Origin of the sequence: Enterococcus sp. DIV0170 (assembly GCF_051710765.1) — a bacterium.
In the GTDB taxonomy this organism is placed as follows: Bacteria; Bacillota; Bacilli; order Lactobacillales; family Enterococcaceae; genus Enterococcus_A; species Enterococcus_A raffinosus.
The window spans coordinates 2,135,507-2,151,252 of record NZ_JBIOLG010000001.1 but is presented as its reverse complement, the minus strand read 5'-3'; the positions used below and the strand labels follow the sequence as shown (position 1 = coordinate 2,151,252).

Annotated in this window: 18 protein-coding genes; all 18 read left to right on the top strand. The window is 38.9% G+C overall.

The window, feature by feature from the left end:
- Window positions 1-127 precede the first annotated feature (127 nt).
- The 18 genes from IGI50_RS10460 to IGI50_RS10375 all read left to right on the top strand — a co-directional run bounded on the left by IGI50_RS10460 (window position 128) and on the right by IGI50_RS10375 (window position 15,737).
- A complete protein-coding gene (locus tag IGI50_RS10460) occupies window positions 128-1,171 on the top strand; it encodes a glycosyltransferase (protein ID WP_438776903.1) in 1,044 nt (347 codons plus the stop codon).
- Window positions 1,172-1,186: 15 nt separating this feature from the next.
- Entirely contained in the window at window positions 1,187-2,425 is a 1,239-nt protein-coding gene (locus IGI50_RS10455; protein WP_438776902.1) for a glycosyltransferase family 4 protein, read from the top strand.
- A 63-nt stretch (window positions 2,426-2,488) separates the two neighbouring features.
- Window positions 2,489-3,355, top strand: coding sequence for an NAD(P)-dependent oxidoreductase (locus tag IGI50_RS10450; RefSeq protein WP_438776901.1), 867 nt, complete (start codon window positions 2,489-2,491; stop codon window positions 3,353-3,355).
- A 104-nt stretch (window positions 3,356-3,459) separates the two neighbouring features.
- Window positions 3,460-3,690, top strand: coding sequence for a YkuJ family protein (locus IGI50_RS10445; RefSeq protein WP_010740403.1), 231 nt, complete (start codon window positions 3,460-3,462; stop codon window positions 3,688-3,690).
- 164 nt (window positions 3,691-3,854) lie between these two features.
- A complete protein-coding gene (locus tag IGI50_RS10440; RefSeq protein ID WP_438776900.1) occupies window positions 3,855-5,018 on the top strand; it encodes a class I SAM-dependent methyltransferase in 1,164 nt (387 codons plus the stop codon).
- A 199-nt stretch (window positions 5,019-5,217) separates the two neighbouring features.
- Window positions 5,218-5,658 carry a fatty acid biosynthesis transcriptional regulator FabT gene (gene fabT, locus IGI50_RS10435; protein WP_010746003.1) on the top strand — a complete coding sequence of 147 codons (441 nt, stop codon included), beginning with the start codon at window positions 5,218-5,220 and terminating at the stop codon, window positions 5,656-5,658.
- Window positions 5,655-6,617, top strand: a complete 963-nt coding sequence (locus tag IGI50_RS10430) for a beta-ketoacyl-ACP synthase III (protein WP_438776899.1) — start codon at window positions 5,655-5,657, stop codon at window positions 6,615-6,617. The genes fabT and IGI50_RS10430 overlap by 4 nt, the downstream gene beginning before the upstream one ends.
- Before the next feature lie 52 nt (window positions 6,618-6,669).
- Window positions 6,670-6,897, top strand: coding sequence for an acyl carrier protein (locus IGI50_RS10425; RefSeq protein ID WP_010746005.1), 228 nt, complete (start codon window positions 6,670-6,672; stop codon window positions 6,895-6,897).
- Window positions 6,898-6,961: 64 nt separating this feature from the next.
- Window positions 6,962-7,906, top strand: a complete 945-nt coding sequence (gene fabD / locus IGI50_RS10420) for an ACP S-malonyltransferase (protein ID WP_218256020.1) — start codon at window positions 6,962-6,964, stop codon at window positions 7,904-7,906.
- Window positions 7,890-8,621 carry a 3-oxoacyl-[acyl-carrier-protein] reductase gene (fabG, locus tag IGI50_RS10415; protein WP_010746007.1) on the top strand — a complete coding sequence of 244 codons (732 nt, stop codon included), beginning with the start codon at window positions 7,890-7,892 and terminating at the stop codon, window positions 8,619-8,621. Before fabD ends, fabG begins: the two co-directional genes overlap by 17 nt.
- A gap of 17 nt (window positions 8,622-8,638) precedes the next feature.
- Entirely contained in the window at window positions 8,639-9,865 is a 1,227-nt protein-coding gene (gene fabF, locus IGI50_RS10410; RefSeq protein ID WP_010746008.1) for a beta-ketoacyl-ACP synthase II, read from the top strand.
- Window positions 9,866-9,867: 2 nt separating this feature from the next.
- Window positions 9,868-10,338 (top strand): acetyl-CoA carboxylase biotin carboxyl carrier protein, encoded by a 471-nt coding sequence (accB, locus tag IGI50_RS10405; RefSeq protein ID WP_438776898.1) that lies wholly within the window; start codon window positions 9,868-9,870, stop codon window positions 10,336-10,338.
- 12 nt (window positions 10,339-10,350) lie between these two features.
- The gene (fabZ, locus tag IGI50_RS10400) at window positions 10,351-10,773 is read left to right on the top strand and encodes a 3-hydroxyacyl-ACP dehydratase FabZ (protein WP_010746010.1); all 423 of its coding nucleotides are present in this window, start codon (window positions 10,351-10,353) and stop codon (window positions 10,771-10,773) included.
- Between the two features lie 6 nt (window positions 10,774-10,779).
- On the top strand, window positions 10,780-12,144 hold the full coding sequence (locus tag IGI50_RS10395; RefSeq protein ID WP_438776897.1) for an acetyl-CoA carboxylase biotin carboxylase subunit: 1,365 nt from the start codon (window positions 10,780-10,782) through the stop codon (window positions 12,142-12,144).
- A gap of 11 nt (window positions 12,145-12,155) precedes the next feature.
- Complete coding sequence (gene accD / locus IGI50_RS10390) at window positions 12,156-13,025, top strand: acetyl-CoA carboxylase, carboxyltransferase subunit beta (RefSeq protein ID WP_218256012.1); 870 nt, start codon at window positions 12,156-12,158, stop codon at window positions 13,023-13,025.
- On the top strand, window positions 13,022-13,807 hold the full coding sequence (locus IGI50_RS10385) for an acetyl-CoA carboxylase carboxyl transferase subunit alpha (RefSeq protein WP_438776896.1): 786 nt from the start codon (window positions 13,022-13,024) through the stop codon (window positions 13,805-13,807). The genes accD and IGI50_RS10385 overlap by 4 nt, the downstream gene beginning before the upstream one ends.
- A 131-nt stretch (window positions 13,808-13,938) precedes the next feature.
- Complete coding sequence (locus IGI50_RS10380; protein WP_438776895.1) at window positions 13,939-14,745, top strand: transporter substrate-binding domain-containing protein; 807 nt, start codon at window positions 13,939-13,941, stop codon at window positions 14,743-14,745.
- Between the two features lie 152 nt (window positions 14,746-14,897).
- Entirely contained in the window at window positions 14,898-15,737 is an 840-nt protein-coding gene (locus tag IGI50_RS10375) for a transporter substrate-binding domain-containing protein (protein WP_311855357.1), read from the top strand.
- The last annotated feature ends 9 nt before the right edge of the window (window positions 15,738-15,746 follow it).

Below are 15,746 nucleotides of genomic sequence, written 5' to 3'. Positions count from 1 at the left end.
TTTTCTTGTTATAAAATATAAAATGGAAAAAAGCTGAAATGATGAAGAAGGAGTAAAATCAGACTATAGGTTGAGATAAAAATCAAGTGCTTGTGATATAATTGATTTGTTTTTAAGGAGGCTGCATATGAAAATATTACTTTACTTTGAAGGTCAGAATGTTATTGGTAAATCAGGGATTGGACGTGCCTTAAGCCATCAAAAAAGAGCATTGGCATCAATGGGGATTGATTATACTCTTGACCCAAGTGCGACTGATTATGATATATTACATATTAATACGTATGGACTGAAGAGCCTTCAACTAGTCAGAAAAGCAAAAAGACTCGGTAAAAAAGTGGTCTTCCATGCACACTCGACGGAGGAAGATTTCCGTAATTCATTTGTAGGCTCAAACCAACTTGCTCCTTTGGTAAAAAAATGGCTAGTCTCTTTGTATGAACAGGCAGATCACCTGATCACTCCTACGCCTTATTCAAAGAAGTTACTTCGCAGTTATGGATTAAAACAACCGATTGCGGCGATTTCAAACGGTATTGATTTGAAAAGGTATTATCCAGATGAACATAAAGAGGCGGCTTTTCGGAAACATTTCAATTTATCAGAAACACAAAAGGTGATCATATGTGTAGGTTTATTTTTTGAGCGCAAAGGGATTCTTGATTTTGTCGAGCTTGCAGAAAAAATGCCAGACTATACCTTCATTTGGTTTGGCGATGTGCCTATGCTTTCGATCCCTGCGAATATCCGGCGCCTTGTTAAAAAAGCACATCCTAAAAACGTGATTTTTCCAGGTTATATCAATGGAGATCTCATAGAGGGAGCTTATTCTGGTGCAGATCTATTCTTTTTTCCTTCTTATGAAGAAACAGAAGGAATTGTCGTATTGGAGGCCTTAGCAAGTCAACAACAAGTATTATTAAGAGATATTCCTGTTTATGATGGATGGTTAACAAATCGTGAAAACTGCTATATGGGGACCAATAATCAGGAGTTTGAAGAATTAATTCGACAGTTAGTGAATCGACGGTTACCGAATCTTTCGATGGCAGGCTTTAAAACAGCTCAGGAAAAAAGTATCACACAAATTGGTACTGAGTTAAAATCTGTGTATCAAGAGGTCCTAGGGTTACCCTATGATCATCAAATTTATGCAAAAGTCACAAAATAGTTTGGAGGAATAGTCGTGCGAATCGGCTTTTTTACAGATACTTATTTTCCCCAGGTCAGCGGGGTAGCAACATCGATCAGAACATTGAAAAACGAACTTGAACAGCAAGGACATGAAGTTTATATTTTTACAACGACTGACCCAGATGCGGATGAGTTTGAAAAAGATATCGTACGTATGCCCAGCGTTCCTTTTGTATCCTTCAAGGATCGTCGAATCGTAGTAAGGGGAATTTGGTTTGCTTATCAAGTGGCAAAGGAATTAGAACTGGAAATCATTCATACACATACAGAGTTTGGTGCAGGATTTCTAGGAAAAATGGTAGCGAATCGTTTACGGATACCTGTCGTTCATACGTATCATACAATGTATGAGGACTACCTCCATTATATTGCAAATGGAAAGGTCGTTCGCCCAACGCATGTAAAGCATTTTATTAAAATGTTCGTCAATCATTCTACGGGAGTTGTTTGTCCAAGCAAACGGGTAGTTGATACATTGAAGCGCTATGAAGTAGATATTCCAATGCGGATCATTCCGACAGGGATCGACGTGAAACATTTTGTTCGCTCAGATATTACAAAAGAGGACACAGAGAAATTAAGAACAACACTTGGAATACAGCCTGATGATTTGATGATTTTGTCATTAAGCAGAATTTCTTATGAAAAGAACATTCATGTCATCGTGCAACAATTCCCAGAGATACTTATGAGTTACCCGAATGCTCGTTTGGTCATTGTTGGCAAAGGACCCTATCGAGAAGACTTAGAAGCGATGACTCGTGAGTTGGAAATTGAAGATTATGTTCAATTTACAGGAGAAGTCCCTCATGAAGAAGTCGCCTACTATTATCATGCAGCAGATTATTTTGTTAGTGCTTCGACTTCGGAGACACAAGGACTGACCTATGCTGAAGCGATTGCTTCAGGAACGCAATGTGTCGTAGAGGGGAATGACTATCTCACGCAACTACTAAATGATGAGTCTTTAGGAATTACCTTCGAACGAAATGAAGACTTTAGCGAGAGCTTTGTTCGATACGTGCAGCAGCAGATTCCAATTGATCCAATAGTTCAAAAGAACAAGTTAGTTGAAATATCGGCAGAGCGTTTTGGCGATGAAATTCTTAAATTCTATCAAGAAATGTTGATCTATTATGCTGAAAATCACACAGAGACGAGCACTCCTGCTCGAACCGTTCAAAAAATGCGCATACGGATTAACTCACTTCGAAATGGTGAAGATAAATAAAGCTGAAATCCATCTCTTCATGTATACTGGAGATGGATTATTTTTTTATTAGGAGGTAATAACATGAGAATAGGTTTTATCGGAACAGGCGTGATGGGAAAATCCATCGTGAAGCATTTTCTTTCTGCAGGGCATGAAGTGTCCGTATATAATCGTACGAAAAGCAAGACAGATGACCTAGTTGAACATGGAGCCATGTGGCAGTCAACACCAGCAGAGGTAACTGCTACGAGCGATATTATTTTTTCTATGGTTGGGTATCCAAGTGATGTTGAAGAAATTTATTTTGGGAAAAACAGTATATATTCGACAGAGGTAAAAAATAAGATTCTTGTGGATCTAACAACATCTACCCCAACTTTAGCGGAAAGAATTTATGAGACAGCTAAGGAAAAAGGTGCCGCCGCTTTGGATGCGCCAGTATCAGGAGGAGATCTTGGTGCGCAAAACGGAACTTTAACCATTATGGTTGGCGGCGATCAAACAGCCTATGAGCAAGTGTTACCACTATTTGAAATTATGGGTAAAAGTTATTCGTTGCAAGGCAAAGCCGGTGCAGGACAACACACAAAAATGGCCAATCAAATTATGATTGCTGGAACCATGACTGGAATGACTGAGATGCTTGTTTATGCAAAAGCGGCGAATCTAGATGTACCAAAGGTCTTAGAAACGTTAGGAGGCGGGGCAGCGCAAAACTGGTCAATGACAAATTACGCGCCACGCATTTTAAAAGCAGATTACTCTCCTGGCTTTTTCGTTAAGCACTTTATAAAAGACCTGAAAATTGCCCTAGATGAAGCGGAAAAAATGCAGCTTCAGCTACCTGCAACAAAATTGGCTACGGAGCTATACGAACAGTTAGCGGAACAAGGATTTGAGAATGATGGAACACAAGCTTTAATTAAATTGTGGTGGGAACAATCTTAAGTTAGATTTAGTAAAAAAATCATAAATTAATTGATGAAAATCAATGCAAGATACGGTCGGATTTGATACAATAAGACAGAATTGAGAAGAAGGGGGGCATCTAGATGAAACATTCACAATTAGTTGCCATTATTAAACGCTTAGAAGCAATGACTGAATCGACTGATAATGAAGTACAATTGCGTCGTTTTGAAAAAGAGGGCGTGGAAAAATGTACTGTAACTTATGATAATACAACAGAAACATTTGAGCTGACTGAAAGCGACAGCAAACAATCTTATCAATTTGATAACATCGACATCGTTGCGATGGAAATTTATGATTTGATTCAATAAAACGGGGAAACCCGTTTTTTTTGTACCTTTCTTTTTAGAAAAAGGGTTTCATATAATTTTTGATGATATTTTTATGAGGATTTCCTATTTTTTTCGCCAACCAAGGGCAAATCTTTTGAACTAATTAAGATTTAGTCGGAAGATATGATGAGGGAGGCAATATTATGTTAGATAAAGAAGTATACAATCAATTATTTAAACCATCTTTTTCACAAAAAACGCAAGTAACTTTTTGGGATGGTTCTACTAAAGAGTATGGAAATTCTGAGGGAGAAGTAGTATTCAAGATTATTTTTAATGAAAAAATCCCTGTAAAAGAATTAATCAACAACGCTTCTTTGGCACTTGGAGAAGCGTATATGGAAAAGAAAATTGAAATCGAAGGTGATATACAGGCTTTAATTTACGATGTGTATAACCAAGCCAACGGATTTTTCCATAATAATAATTTCAAAAAATGGATGCCGAAAGAAAAACACACAAAAAAACAATCAGCTCACGATATTCATAGCCATTATGATTTGGGAAATGATTTCTATGAGATGTGGTTGGATCGTACTCTAACTTATTCTTGTGCCTATTTCGAAACACCAGAGGATACATTGGAGCAAGCTCAAATTAACAAAGTGCATCACATTTTGAACAAATTGTTCATTCAACCTGGAGACACACTTTTAGATATCGGGTGTGGTTGGGGAACATTGATTTTGACTGCCGCAAAAGAATATAAGGTCAAGGCTAAAGGAATCACATTGAGTGAAGAGCAATATCAACATATTCAAGAAATTATTAAAAAAGAGAAGCTTGAAGATACGGTATCTGTTGAATTGATGGATTATCGGGATCTAAAAGGGACTTTTGATCACATTACAAGTGTTGGTATGTTCGAACACGTTGGGGCAGAAAACCTTCAGGAATATTTTAAGGTTGTTGAAAATCATTTGGCGCCAAGTGGAACTGCATTGATTCATGGAATTAGTCGTCAACAAGGCGGAGCGAAAAATGCTTGGATCAACCAATACATTTTTCCAGGGGGCTATATTCCAGGTGTAACTGAATTAGTCGGTCATATTACTGAAAATGATCTGCAGCTAATTGACCTTGAGAGTCTCCGTCGTGATTATCAATTAACTCTTGAACATTGGACGAAAAACTTCCACAATGTAGAAGAGAAAGTCATTGCGCAAAAAGATGAAGCTTTTTATCGAATGTGGGATCTCTATCTACAGGCTTGCGCGGCATCTTTTCAAGCTAGCAATATTGATGTTATCCAATATTTATTGGTTCATCCAAATAACAACAACATTCCAATGCATCGAAATGTATAAAAAAAGCGGGATTCCCGCTTTTTTTTATATGGAAAATTCCTTTGGTTATCAAAGTAAATTGAAAAGTAGATCAGTCAAATCCTCCTCGATTTAATCATTAATTTTTGGTTAATTGGAAAAATTTTGTTGCATTCAGAAATAAAATAAGATATAGTTTGAACATCAAATGATTTGATAATCAAACTAATTAGGTGAGGACATGGAAAGAAACTGGGAAGAATTAAATACCTATTTAGTTTCAATTTTCAACGATGTTCTGTCGATTGAAGAAAACGAACTAAAAAAATCACAATTCAGCGATTTGACGATTACAGAAATGCACACCATTGATGCAATCGGGATGTACAAAAAGAAAACGACCACAGAAGTTGCCAGGGAATTATTGGTAACAGTTGGGACCTTGACGACATCAATCAATCGCTTAGTGAAAAAGGGCTATGTAGAGCGAATCCGCAGTGAGGATGATCGCCGTGTGGTTAAACTAGGTTTGACAAAAAAAGGACGCTTAGTCTTTCGAGTTCATCAGCATTTTCATCATGAAATGGTCAAAAGTGCCATCAAGGATTTGAATGCAGAAGAGCAAGAGGTTTTCTTGAAGGCGCTAGTAAATCTATATAGTTACTTAGAGGAGATCAAATGAGTATGAGCTTCGGAAAAATAATTGCAACTGCGCGTTATTTACCTGAAAAAGTAGTGACGAATGATGACTTGGCAGAATGGATGGATACCTCAGATGAGTGGATTCAATCACGAACTGGGATCAAGCAGCGCCACATCGCAGAAGTGGAGAATACTTCGGACATGTGCTTTCAGGTAGCGAAAAAACTGGTTGATAAGGCAGCAATAGACCCAATGGATTTGGATTTTATTATTGTCGCTACAATGTCACCAGACTACACATCACCTTCTGTGGCTTGTCAGGTTCAAGGACAACTTGGAGCAAAACAAGCGATGGCATTTGATGTAACGGCTGCCTGTGCTGGATTTGTTTATGCATTAGCAACCGCTGAAAATTTCGTTCGCAGTGGAATGAAGCGGGGAATCGTTATCGGTGGAGAGAAGACTTCGAAGCTTCTAGATTGGCAAGATCGTTCATCGGCTGTTCTGTTTGGAGATGGCGCCGCCGGTGTTTTGCTTGAGGCAAATGAAGAGCCTTCTATAATGAAGCAAATGCTGCGAGCGGATGGTGAGCGTGCCAATGCATTAACTTCCGGTTATCGCAAAAATAGTAATATCTTCCATGAAGAGGCAGAAACTAGTACGGGTTTATCAATGGACGGCCGTGGAATCTGGAACTTCGCCCTAAATGACGTAACCAAAAGTTTGAAAGAATTTATTGGTGAGGAGACAGTTGACTATTATCTTCTGCATCAAGCCAATAAACGAATCATTGAAAAAATCGCTCGCAAAATGAACGAGCCGATTGAGAAGTTTCCGATGAACCTAATGAATTATGGGAACACTTCGGCAGCAAGTATTCCTATTTTATTGGATGAACTTGTTGAAGCTAATATTTTATCATTAAACAGCAATCAAAAAGTGGTATTGACAGGCTATGGCGGTGGACTAGCATGGGGCAACCTGCTGATTCAGCTATAAGTTTGTTAAAAATATAAAACTAAAAACTTAAAATTATCGGAGGAAACAACTTATGACATTCGAAAAAATCCAAGACATTATCGTAGAAGAACTAGGAGTAGAAAAAGAAGAAGTAAAATTAGAAACAAATATCCAAGAAGATCTTGAAGCAGACAGCTTGGATCTATTCCAAATTATCAACGAAATCGAAGACGAGTTTGATGTGAAAATCGAAACTGAAGATGGCATTACAACTGTGAAAGATTTAGTTGAATACGTTGAAAAACAACAAAACGCTTAATTAATAAAATTTCGGGAAAAGGCTAGGCGTAAGGCCTGGCCTTTCCTGCTATTAGGAGACGATCATGAAAACAGCATTCTTGTTCAGTGGGCAGGGCGCTCAATATGTCGGAATGGGCAAAGAGTTATACCAGCAGGAGAAAATCGTAAAAGAAACATTTGAAGAAGCTAGTGATTTACTGGGCTTTTCAATGGAAGACTTATGCTTCGAAGAAAACGATCAATTAAATGAGACGAAATATACTCAGCCAGCAATTTTAACAGTCAGCACCGCTTTTTTGCGTGTGTTAATCGATAAAGGTTTTCGAGCGGATGCAGTAGCAGGACTAAGCCTAGGGGAGTACACTGCTTTGGTTGCTTCTGAAGCATTAAAATTCAGTGATGCAGTAAGACTGGTTCATAAACGTGGGCAATTCATGAGTGAAGCAGCACCTACTGGCAGTGGCAAGATGGTAGCTGTCATGAATACTGAGGCAGAAGTGGTTGAAGAATGCTGCAAACAGGCCTCTGCCATCGGAATTGTTTCACCAGCAAACTATAATACTCCGCAACAAATTGTGATTGGCGGCGAAACTGCTGCAGTTGAAAAAGCGGAAGAATTATTGCAAGCTGCTGGAACAAAGCGAATGATTCCATTGAATGTTAGCGGTCCTTTCCACACAGCATTATTGGAACCAGCTAGCAAACGGTTGAACGAAGTGTTACAAACAATCTCATTTAGCGAGATGCAAGTACCAGTTATCTCAAATACTACTGCGGAGATCATGCCTCAGGATGAAATCATTTCCTTATTAACAAAACAGGTGATGTCACCGGTTCGTTTTAGCGACAGTGTTTTAACGTTAAAAGAACTTGGTATTGAACGTTTGATTGAGGTTGGTCCTGGAAAAACGCTGACTGGTTTTATTAAGAAAATTGATCGGTCACTTGCGACTAGTCGTGTAGAAGATGTAAAAACATTGGCAGACACAATCAGCTTTTTAGGAGGTTCGAATGGAACTAACGAATAAAACAGTATTCATTACCGGCAGCAGTCGTGGGATCGGCTGGGGGATTGCTAAGGCATTTGCTGAAGCTGGTGCGAACATTGTATTGAATGGTCGCAAAGCCATCCCTGCAGATAAAATTGCGGAAATCGAAAGTTTCGGGGTGAAATGCAGCAGCATTTGTGGAGATATCAGCTCTTTCGAAGAAGCAGGTAACATGATCAAGGAATGTGAGGAGTGCTTAGGTTCGATTGATATTCTAGTCAACAATGCCGGCATCACAAAAGATCAGTTACTTTTACGGATGAAGCCGGAAGATTTCGATGCAGTTATGGACATTAATCTAAAGGGTACCTTCAATATGACTCAGCAGGTTTTGAAAAAAATGATGAAAAAACGTGCGGGAGTTATTATTAATCTTTCCAGTGTTGTTGGTTTGATTGGAAATGTCGGTCAAAGCAATTATGCAGCAAGTAAAGCAGGCGTAATTGGCTTTACTAAAGCAGTAGCAAGAGAGGTAGCTCCGCGAGGGATTACCTGCAATGCGATTGCTCCAGGGTTTATCAAAACAGATATGACAGATGAACTGAATGATAAAGTCAAAGAACAAATGGAAGGTCAAATTCCCTTAAAATGTTTTGGTAGTGTGGATGATGTAGCAAAAGCGGCTCTATTTCTAGCACAAAACAGTTACATCACCGGTCAGGTATTGAACGTTGATGGCGGAATGGTCATGTAAAGAAAGGACGGAATAAAATGAATCGTGTCGTAATTACAGGCTTTGGTGTTGTCTCACCAATTGGTAATAATGAAGAAACATTTTTAAATAATTTAAAAGAAGGAAATCATGGGTTCGGTCCAATCACGCGCTTTGATGCCAGTGAAACAGGTGTCACTTTAGCAGGTGAAGTCAAAGATTTACCTTTAGAAAAATATTTTGTTAAAAAAGATACTAAACGAATGGAAACCTACTCGTTGTATGCCATTTATTCAGCGCTTGAAGCGATGGAAATGAGCGGGATTAACACTGAAGAAGAAGATATGGAACGTTTCGGTGTGATGATCGGTTCCGGTGTCGGCGGTTTAGGAACGATCCAGGATCAGGTCTTGAAAATGGATGCAAAGGGTCCGGCACGAGTATCTCCGATGTTTGTTCCGTTAGCAATTGCTAATATGGCAGCAGGGAATGTCGCCTTACGGATTGGTGCGAAAGGTATTTGTACTAGTACTGTAACTGCGTGTGCCAGTGGAACACATTCAATCGGTGAAGCATTCCGTAATATTAAGCATGGCTATTCTGATGTGATCATAGCTGGGGGAGCTGAATCCTGTATCAATAAAATCGGTATCGCCGGTTTTGCGGCATTAACAGCATTAAGTACCTCAGAAGATCCAAATCGTGCATCAATCCCCTTCGATAAAGATCGAAATGGATTTGTAATGGGTGAGGGAGCTGGTGTTTTAGTCTTAGAATCATTGGAGCACGCTCAAAAACGTGGTGCAACTATCTTAGGCGAAGTTGTAGGCTATGGAGCCACATGTGATGCGTACCATATGACTTCACCTACTCCTGATGGCGATGGTGCCGCAAGAGCGATCACGGCAGCAATTGAAGAAGCAGGAATTCAACCAGAAGAAGTAAACTATGTAAATGCTCACGGGACAAGTACCCCACCTAATGATGTGGCTGAAAGTAAGGCAATTGCGACAGCCTTAACTGACAATGCATATGTCAGCAGCACTAAATCATTGACGGGACATTTATTAGGTGGAGCTGGCGGTGTTGAAGCAGTTGCTTCATTGATGGCACTCCAGCACCAATTTATTCCGCCAACCGCAAATATTCAAGAATTAGATCCAGAAGTTAAGACAAATGTTGTTGTGAACGAAGCAAAAGAAACAACGGTAAATTACGCCGTAAGTAATTCTCTAGGTTTTGGCGGTCACAACGCTGTGATCTGTTTGAAACGCTGGGAGGACTAAAAATGGAGATCAATGAAGTCAAAGAACTGTTGAATCAATTTAATGATTCTAACCTAACCGAGTTTGATTTACGGGAAGGCAGTTTTGAATTATACATGAATAAAAATCAAACGAGTCGACAAACCGCAGCACCAGTGAAAACTGAGCAGGTTACTGAAGTTGCACCCGTAGTATCGAATACACCAGCAGCTTCGAACTTGGAAGCAGAGTCTACACCTGTTGCTGAAAATAAAGGGACTGGTCAGGTAATCACTTCCCCTATCGTTGGGATCGTTTATTTACAGCCGTCGCCAGAACAAGAAGCCTATAAATCAGTGGGTGATACTGTAAAACAAGGGGAAACAGTCTGCATCATTGAAGCGATGAAGCTGTTGAATGAAATCACAAGTGATTTCGATGGAACTATCACTGAGATTTTGGTGGAAAATGAAGATGTTGTTGAATATGGACAACCATTGTTTCGTATTAGCTAGGAGGAGAACTACATGTTAACGATCGAAGAAATCAAAGAAATTATTCCGCATCGCTACCCAATGTTATTGATTGATCGCGTAGAGGAATTGGAACCAGGAAAAAGTATCAAAGCAAAGAAAAACGTTTCTGTTAATGAACCGTTCTTTCAAGGACATTTTCCTCACGAACCAGTAATGCCCGGCGTGCTGATCGTCGAAGCAATGGCTCAAGCCGGAGCAGTTGCTTTGTTATCAATGGATGAATTTAAAGGGAAAACGGCTTATTTCGGTGGAATTGATAAAGCAAAATTCCGTAAGAAAGTTGTTCCAGGAGATACCTTAGTTTTAGAAGTAGAATTAACAAAAGTTCGTTCTTCAGCAGGTTGTGGAAAAGGCATCGCCTATGTCGATGGCAAAAAAGTAGCCGAAGCAGAACTGACTTTTATGATTGGATAGATGTTTATGTTTTCAAAAATATTAATCGCCAATCGTGGCGAAATCGCTGTACGAATTATCCGTGCCTGTCGTGAATTAGGAATTCAGACAGTTGCGGTTTATTCAGAAGCGGATAAAGAAGCGTTGCACACCGAGATGGCAGATGAAGCGATTTGTATCGGACCAGCTCGTTCTAGTGAGTCCTATCTAAATATGCAGGAAATTCTAAGCGCAGCGATCGTGACGAACGCCGAAGCCATCCACCCAGGGTTCGGTTTCTTATCTGAAAATAGCTTATTTGCGACAATGTGTGCCGAATGCAACATTAAATTCATCGGACCAAGCGAAAAAACTATTGATGCGATGGGAAATAAAATTCATGCGCGCCAGTTGATGCAAAAAGCAGGTGTCCCTGTAATTCCTGGTAGTGACGGAGCCATCGACACACTGGAAGAAGCAGAGAAATTAGCAGATAAAATCGGATATCCGGTTATGTTGAAGGCTGCTGCTGGCGGCGGTGGAAAAGGAATTCGTAAAGTTCCTACGAAAAATGAACTTGAAAAAAATTTCTTGTCGGCCAAATCAGAGGCTAAAGCAGCCTTTGGTGATGATGCCATGTATATGGAAAAAATTATTTATCCAGCTCGGCATATTGAAGTTCAAATCTTGGGAGATCAGCAAGGTCATGTGATTCATTTAGGAGAACGTGATTGTTCGTTGCAACGAAATAATCAAAAAGTCTTAGAAGAAGCTCCTTCTGTCGTTATTGGTGAAGAAAATCGTAAGATGCTCGGTGATATTGCCGTTAAAGCTGGAAAGGCTGTAAATTACGAAAGTGCTGGAACAATTGAATTTCTTCGAGATGAAGAGGGAAATTTCTACTTCATGGAAATGAATACTCGAATTCAAGTGGAACATCCAATTACTGAGATGATTACAGGCATTGATATTGTGAAGAAACAGATCAAAATCGCTGCGGGAGAGCTATTGGGGTTGAAGCAGTCAGACGTGAAGTTTCATGGACACTCGATTGAATGTCGAATAAATGCTGAAAATCCAGCATTTAACTTTGCGCCATCTCCTGGTAAGATTAAAACACTTCTTTTGCCTAGCGGAGGGCTAGGACTGAGAGTAGATAGCGCGATGTATAGCGGTGTGACAATTCCACCATATTATGATTCAATGATTGCGAAGATCATCGTTCATGGTGAAGATCGTTTTGATGCACTAATGAAGATGCAGCGTGCTTTAGGCGAATTCGTTTCTGATGGTGTAATTACTAACGTTGAATTTCAGATGGATTTAATCAGTCATCCAAGTGTTTTATTTGGTGATTATGATACAAGCTTCTTGCAAAAAACATTTTTACCTGAGTGGCAGCAAAGCGAGTAGGAGGAATATAGGTGGGACTTTTTAACAAGAAAAAAAACTACATTCGAATCAATCCTAACCGCGACAGTGTACCAACAACGAAACCAACTGTACCGGATGATATGTGGGCCAAATGTCCAAACTGTAAACGTACCTTGTATAAAAAAGAAATTGGTACTGAAAAAGTTTGTCCTCATTGCGGCTATAGCTTCCGAATAAGTGCTTGGGAACGATTGGCTCTGACGATTGATGAAAAAAGTTTTATTGACTGGGACAACCAACTAGAACAAAGAAATCCGATCGATTTTCCGGAGTATTTAAAAAAAATAGAGTCAATGAAGGAAAAAACAGGCTTGGATGAAGCTGTACTGACAGGAAAAGCAACAATCAATGGACAAATAGTGGCCATTGGTGTGATGGATGCCAATTTCATTATGGGAAGTATGGGTACTGTTGTAGGTGAAAAAATCACTCGGCTTTTTGAAAAGGCGGTAGATGAAGAGTTACCTGTTGTTCTTTTCACTGCCTCAGGTGGTGCTCGAATGCAAGAAGGAATCTTCTCATTGATGCAGATGGCCAAGATTTCTGCAGCTGTTAAGCGTCATAGTAACGCGGGACTGCTTTATATTACTGTTTTAACAGATCCAACTACTGGAGGAGTTACTGCCAGCTTTGCAATGGAGGGCGATGTTATTTTAGCCGAACCGCAAACCTTAGTTGGATTTGCTGGACGACGGGTAATTGAACAAACGATACGTCAACAGCTACCAGACGATTTTCAAAAAGCTGAGTTTCTTTTACAGCATGGATTTATTGATCAAATTGTTCCAAGAATGATGTTGAAAGATCGTTTATCGCAATTATTGGCATTTCATCAACAGAAGGGCTGGTGTGAAGAATGAGTCTAACTGCTGGAGAAATTGTTAAGTTGGCCAGACATCAAGAGCGTTTGACTAGCCTAGACTATTTCGAAAAAATTTTCACTGACTTTCAAGAGCTCCATGGTGATCGCCATTTTGGAGATGATCCTGCAATTGTTGGGGGTATCGCTAATTTGGCTGGAAAACCAGTCACAATTATTGGTATTCAAAAAGGAGCCAACCTGAAAGAGAACATGGATCGTAATTTTGGACAACCCAATCCTGAAGGTTATCGCAAAGCGTTACGATTAATGAAGCAAGCTGAAAAATTCCATCGTCCTGTTATTTGCTTTGTCAATACTCCAGGAGCCTTTTGCGGCGTAGAGGCAGAAGAACGTGGGGAAGGCGAAGCAATCGCCCGTAATCTTTTAGAGATGTCAGATTTAAAAGTTCCAATCATTTCTATCGTAACTGGTGAAGGTGGAAGTGGCGGTGCATTAGCTTTAGCTTTGGCTGATGAGGTTTGGATGATGGAATACAGTATTTACGCGATCCTTTCACCTGAGGGCTTTGCATCAATCCTTTGGAAAGATGGGAAACGTGCTGACGAAGCTGCTGAGTTAATGAAAATTACCGCTGCAGAATTACTTGAGTTGGACGTGATTGACCGTGTGATTCCTGAAACACTAAGAGGTAAAAAATTAAGTGAGGAAAAAATTATTCGTATGTTGAAAAAATCTTTAATCGAAAAACTCACTGAGCTCTCTCAATACTCAAAAGAAGAATTGATTGAGAAGAGATATCAACGCTTTCGTAAATTTTAATCCTCAAAAAGACGGCTATAGCCGTCTTTTTTTATACGTAAATACCCTTGATAATAAATAAATATACATAAATAGGTAGTAAAAACGAAATTATATGCTATACTATTAAAAAAGATTATGGGGGAAGGGTTATGAAAAAAGGGTTGAAGATTGTTTTAGGTATGGTACTAATAGTTTTATTTGCGGCATGCGGTAATCAGAAGGAAGAAGAAAAATTAGATACTATAAAAAAGGATGGAGTCATCAAAGTAGCCACTTCACCAGATTATGCGCCATTTGGATTCCATACAACAATGGATGGTAAAGATAAAATCGTCGGGGCTGATATTGAAATGATGGAAACTATCGCTAAAAAAATGGGTGTAAAAGTGGAATGGCTGGATATGAGTTTTAATGCAGTCTTAGCTGCTGTAAAAGAAGGAAAAGCCGATGTAGCGGTGTCAGCAATTTCGGTTACTAGTGAACGTGAGGAAAGTTTTGATTTCACTACAGATTATTATACATCGCCTCAAGTAATCGTTATCAATAAGCAGCATGAAGATGAATTTACATCAATTGATCATTTTTCCGATAAGCAAGTCGGTGCTCAAAAGGGGACCATTCAAGAAAATATTGTAAAATCACAAATGACAGATGCTAAATTAGTGTCGATTGAAAAGCTGCCGAATATTTTCTTAGAGGTAAAAAATGGTTCTTTAGATGGTTTAGTTGTTGAGAAGACTGTAGCCGACGCCTACGTGAGTAAAAATCCAGAATTAATGATTGCGAATATTCCATTGAAAAGTATGAAGGAGGATTCTCTATGTATCGCTGTTCCTAAAGGAAATAAAAAATTAGTAGCGGCGCTTAATAAGCATATAAAAGAGTTAAAGGAAACTGGAGAAATTGAAAAAATGGTGGAGAAGAATAATCAATTAGCGCAAGAAAGTGGAAATTAAAATATTTATACACTTGCAATTGAATATATACAATATATAAACCTAATTTCGAATTATATCTAATATTTATACAACTATTTGCTTGTTTTATGAAAATTTCATGCTATAATAAATTCATTGAAAAAAGGATTCACTATTTAGGAGGAAACAGGATGAAGAAAATTACCGGCTTAGTAATGACATTAGTAGCACTATTCACTCTAGCAGCATGTGGAGGAGGCGGAGATAAAACTGCCGATTCATCAAATGCAAAATCAGAAGACCAATTAGCAGCAATTAAGAAAGCTGGCGTATTAAAAGTAGCTACCTCTGCTGATTACGCACCATTTGAATTCCATACAATGGTAGATGGAAAGGATAAGATTGTTGGTGCTGACATTGACTTAGTCAATGCGATAGCAAAAGAACTTGGTGTGAAGGCTGAAGTATCTGATATGAGTTTTAATACAGTGCTGGCATCTTTAAAAGAAGGAAAATCAGATATTGCTATCTCTGCAATTTCTGCAACACCAGAACGGAAAGAACAATTTGACTTTACTGACAACTACTACAATCCACCACAAGTAGTAATCATCAATAAGAAAAATCAAGACAAATTTACAAGTTTAGATGCTTTAAAAGATAAAAACGTCGGGGCACAAAAAGGCTCAATCCAAGAAGATGTAGTAAAAACACAAATGAAAGATGCAAAATTAGTTTCAATCGAAAAGGTTCCTAACATGGTCATCGAAGTAAATAGTGGTTCATTGGATGCGATGGTTGTAGAAAAAACAATTGCAGAATCTTATGTACAGCAAAATCCTGATTTGATGATTGCAAACATTGATTTAGAGGCATCTAAAGATGAAGCTTTTGCCATTGCATTGCCAAAAGGCAGTGAAGAATTACAAACAGAGATCAATAAAATCATTAAAAAGTTAAATGATGAAGGCAAGATTGATGAGTTTGTTAAACAAAATCACGAATTAGCCGAAAAATCATCAGAAGAATAGAGGAAGCAT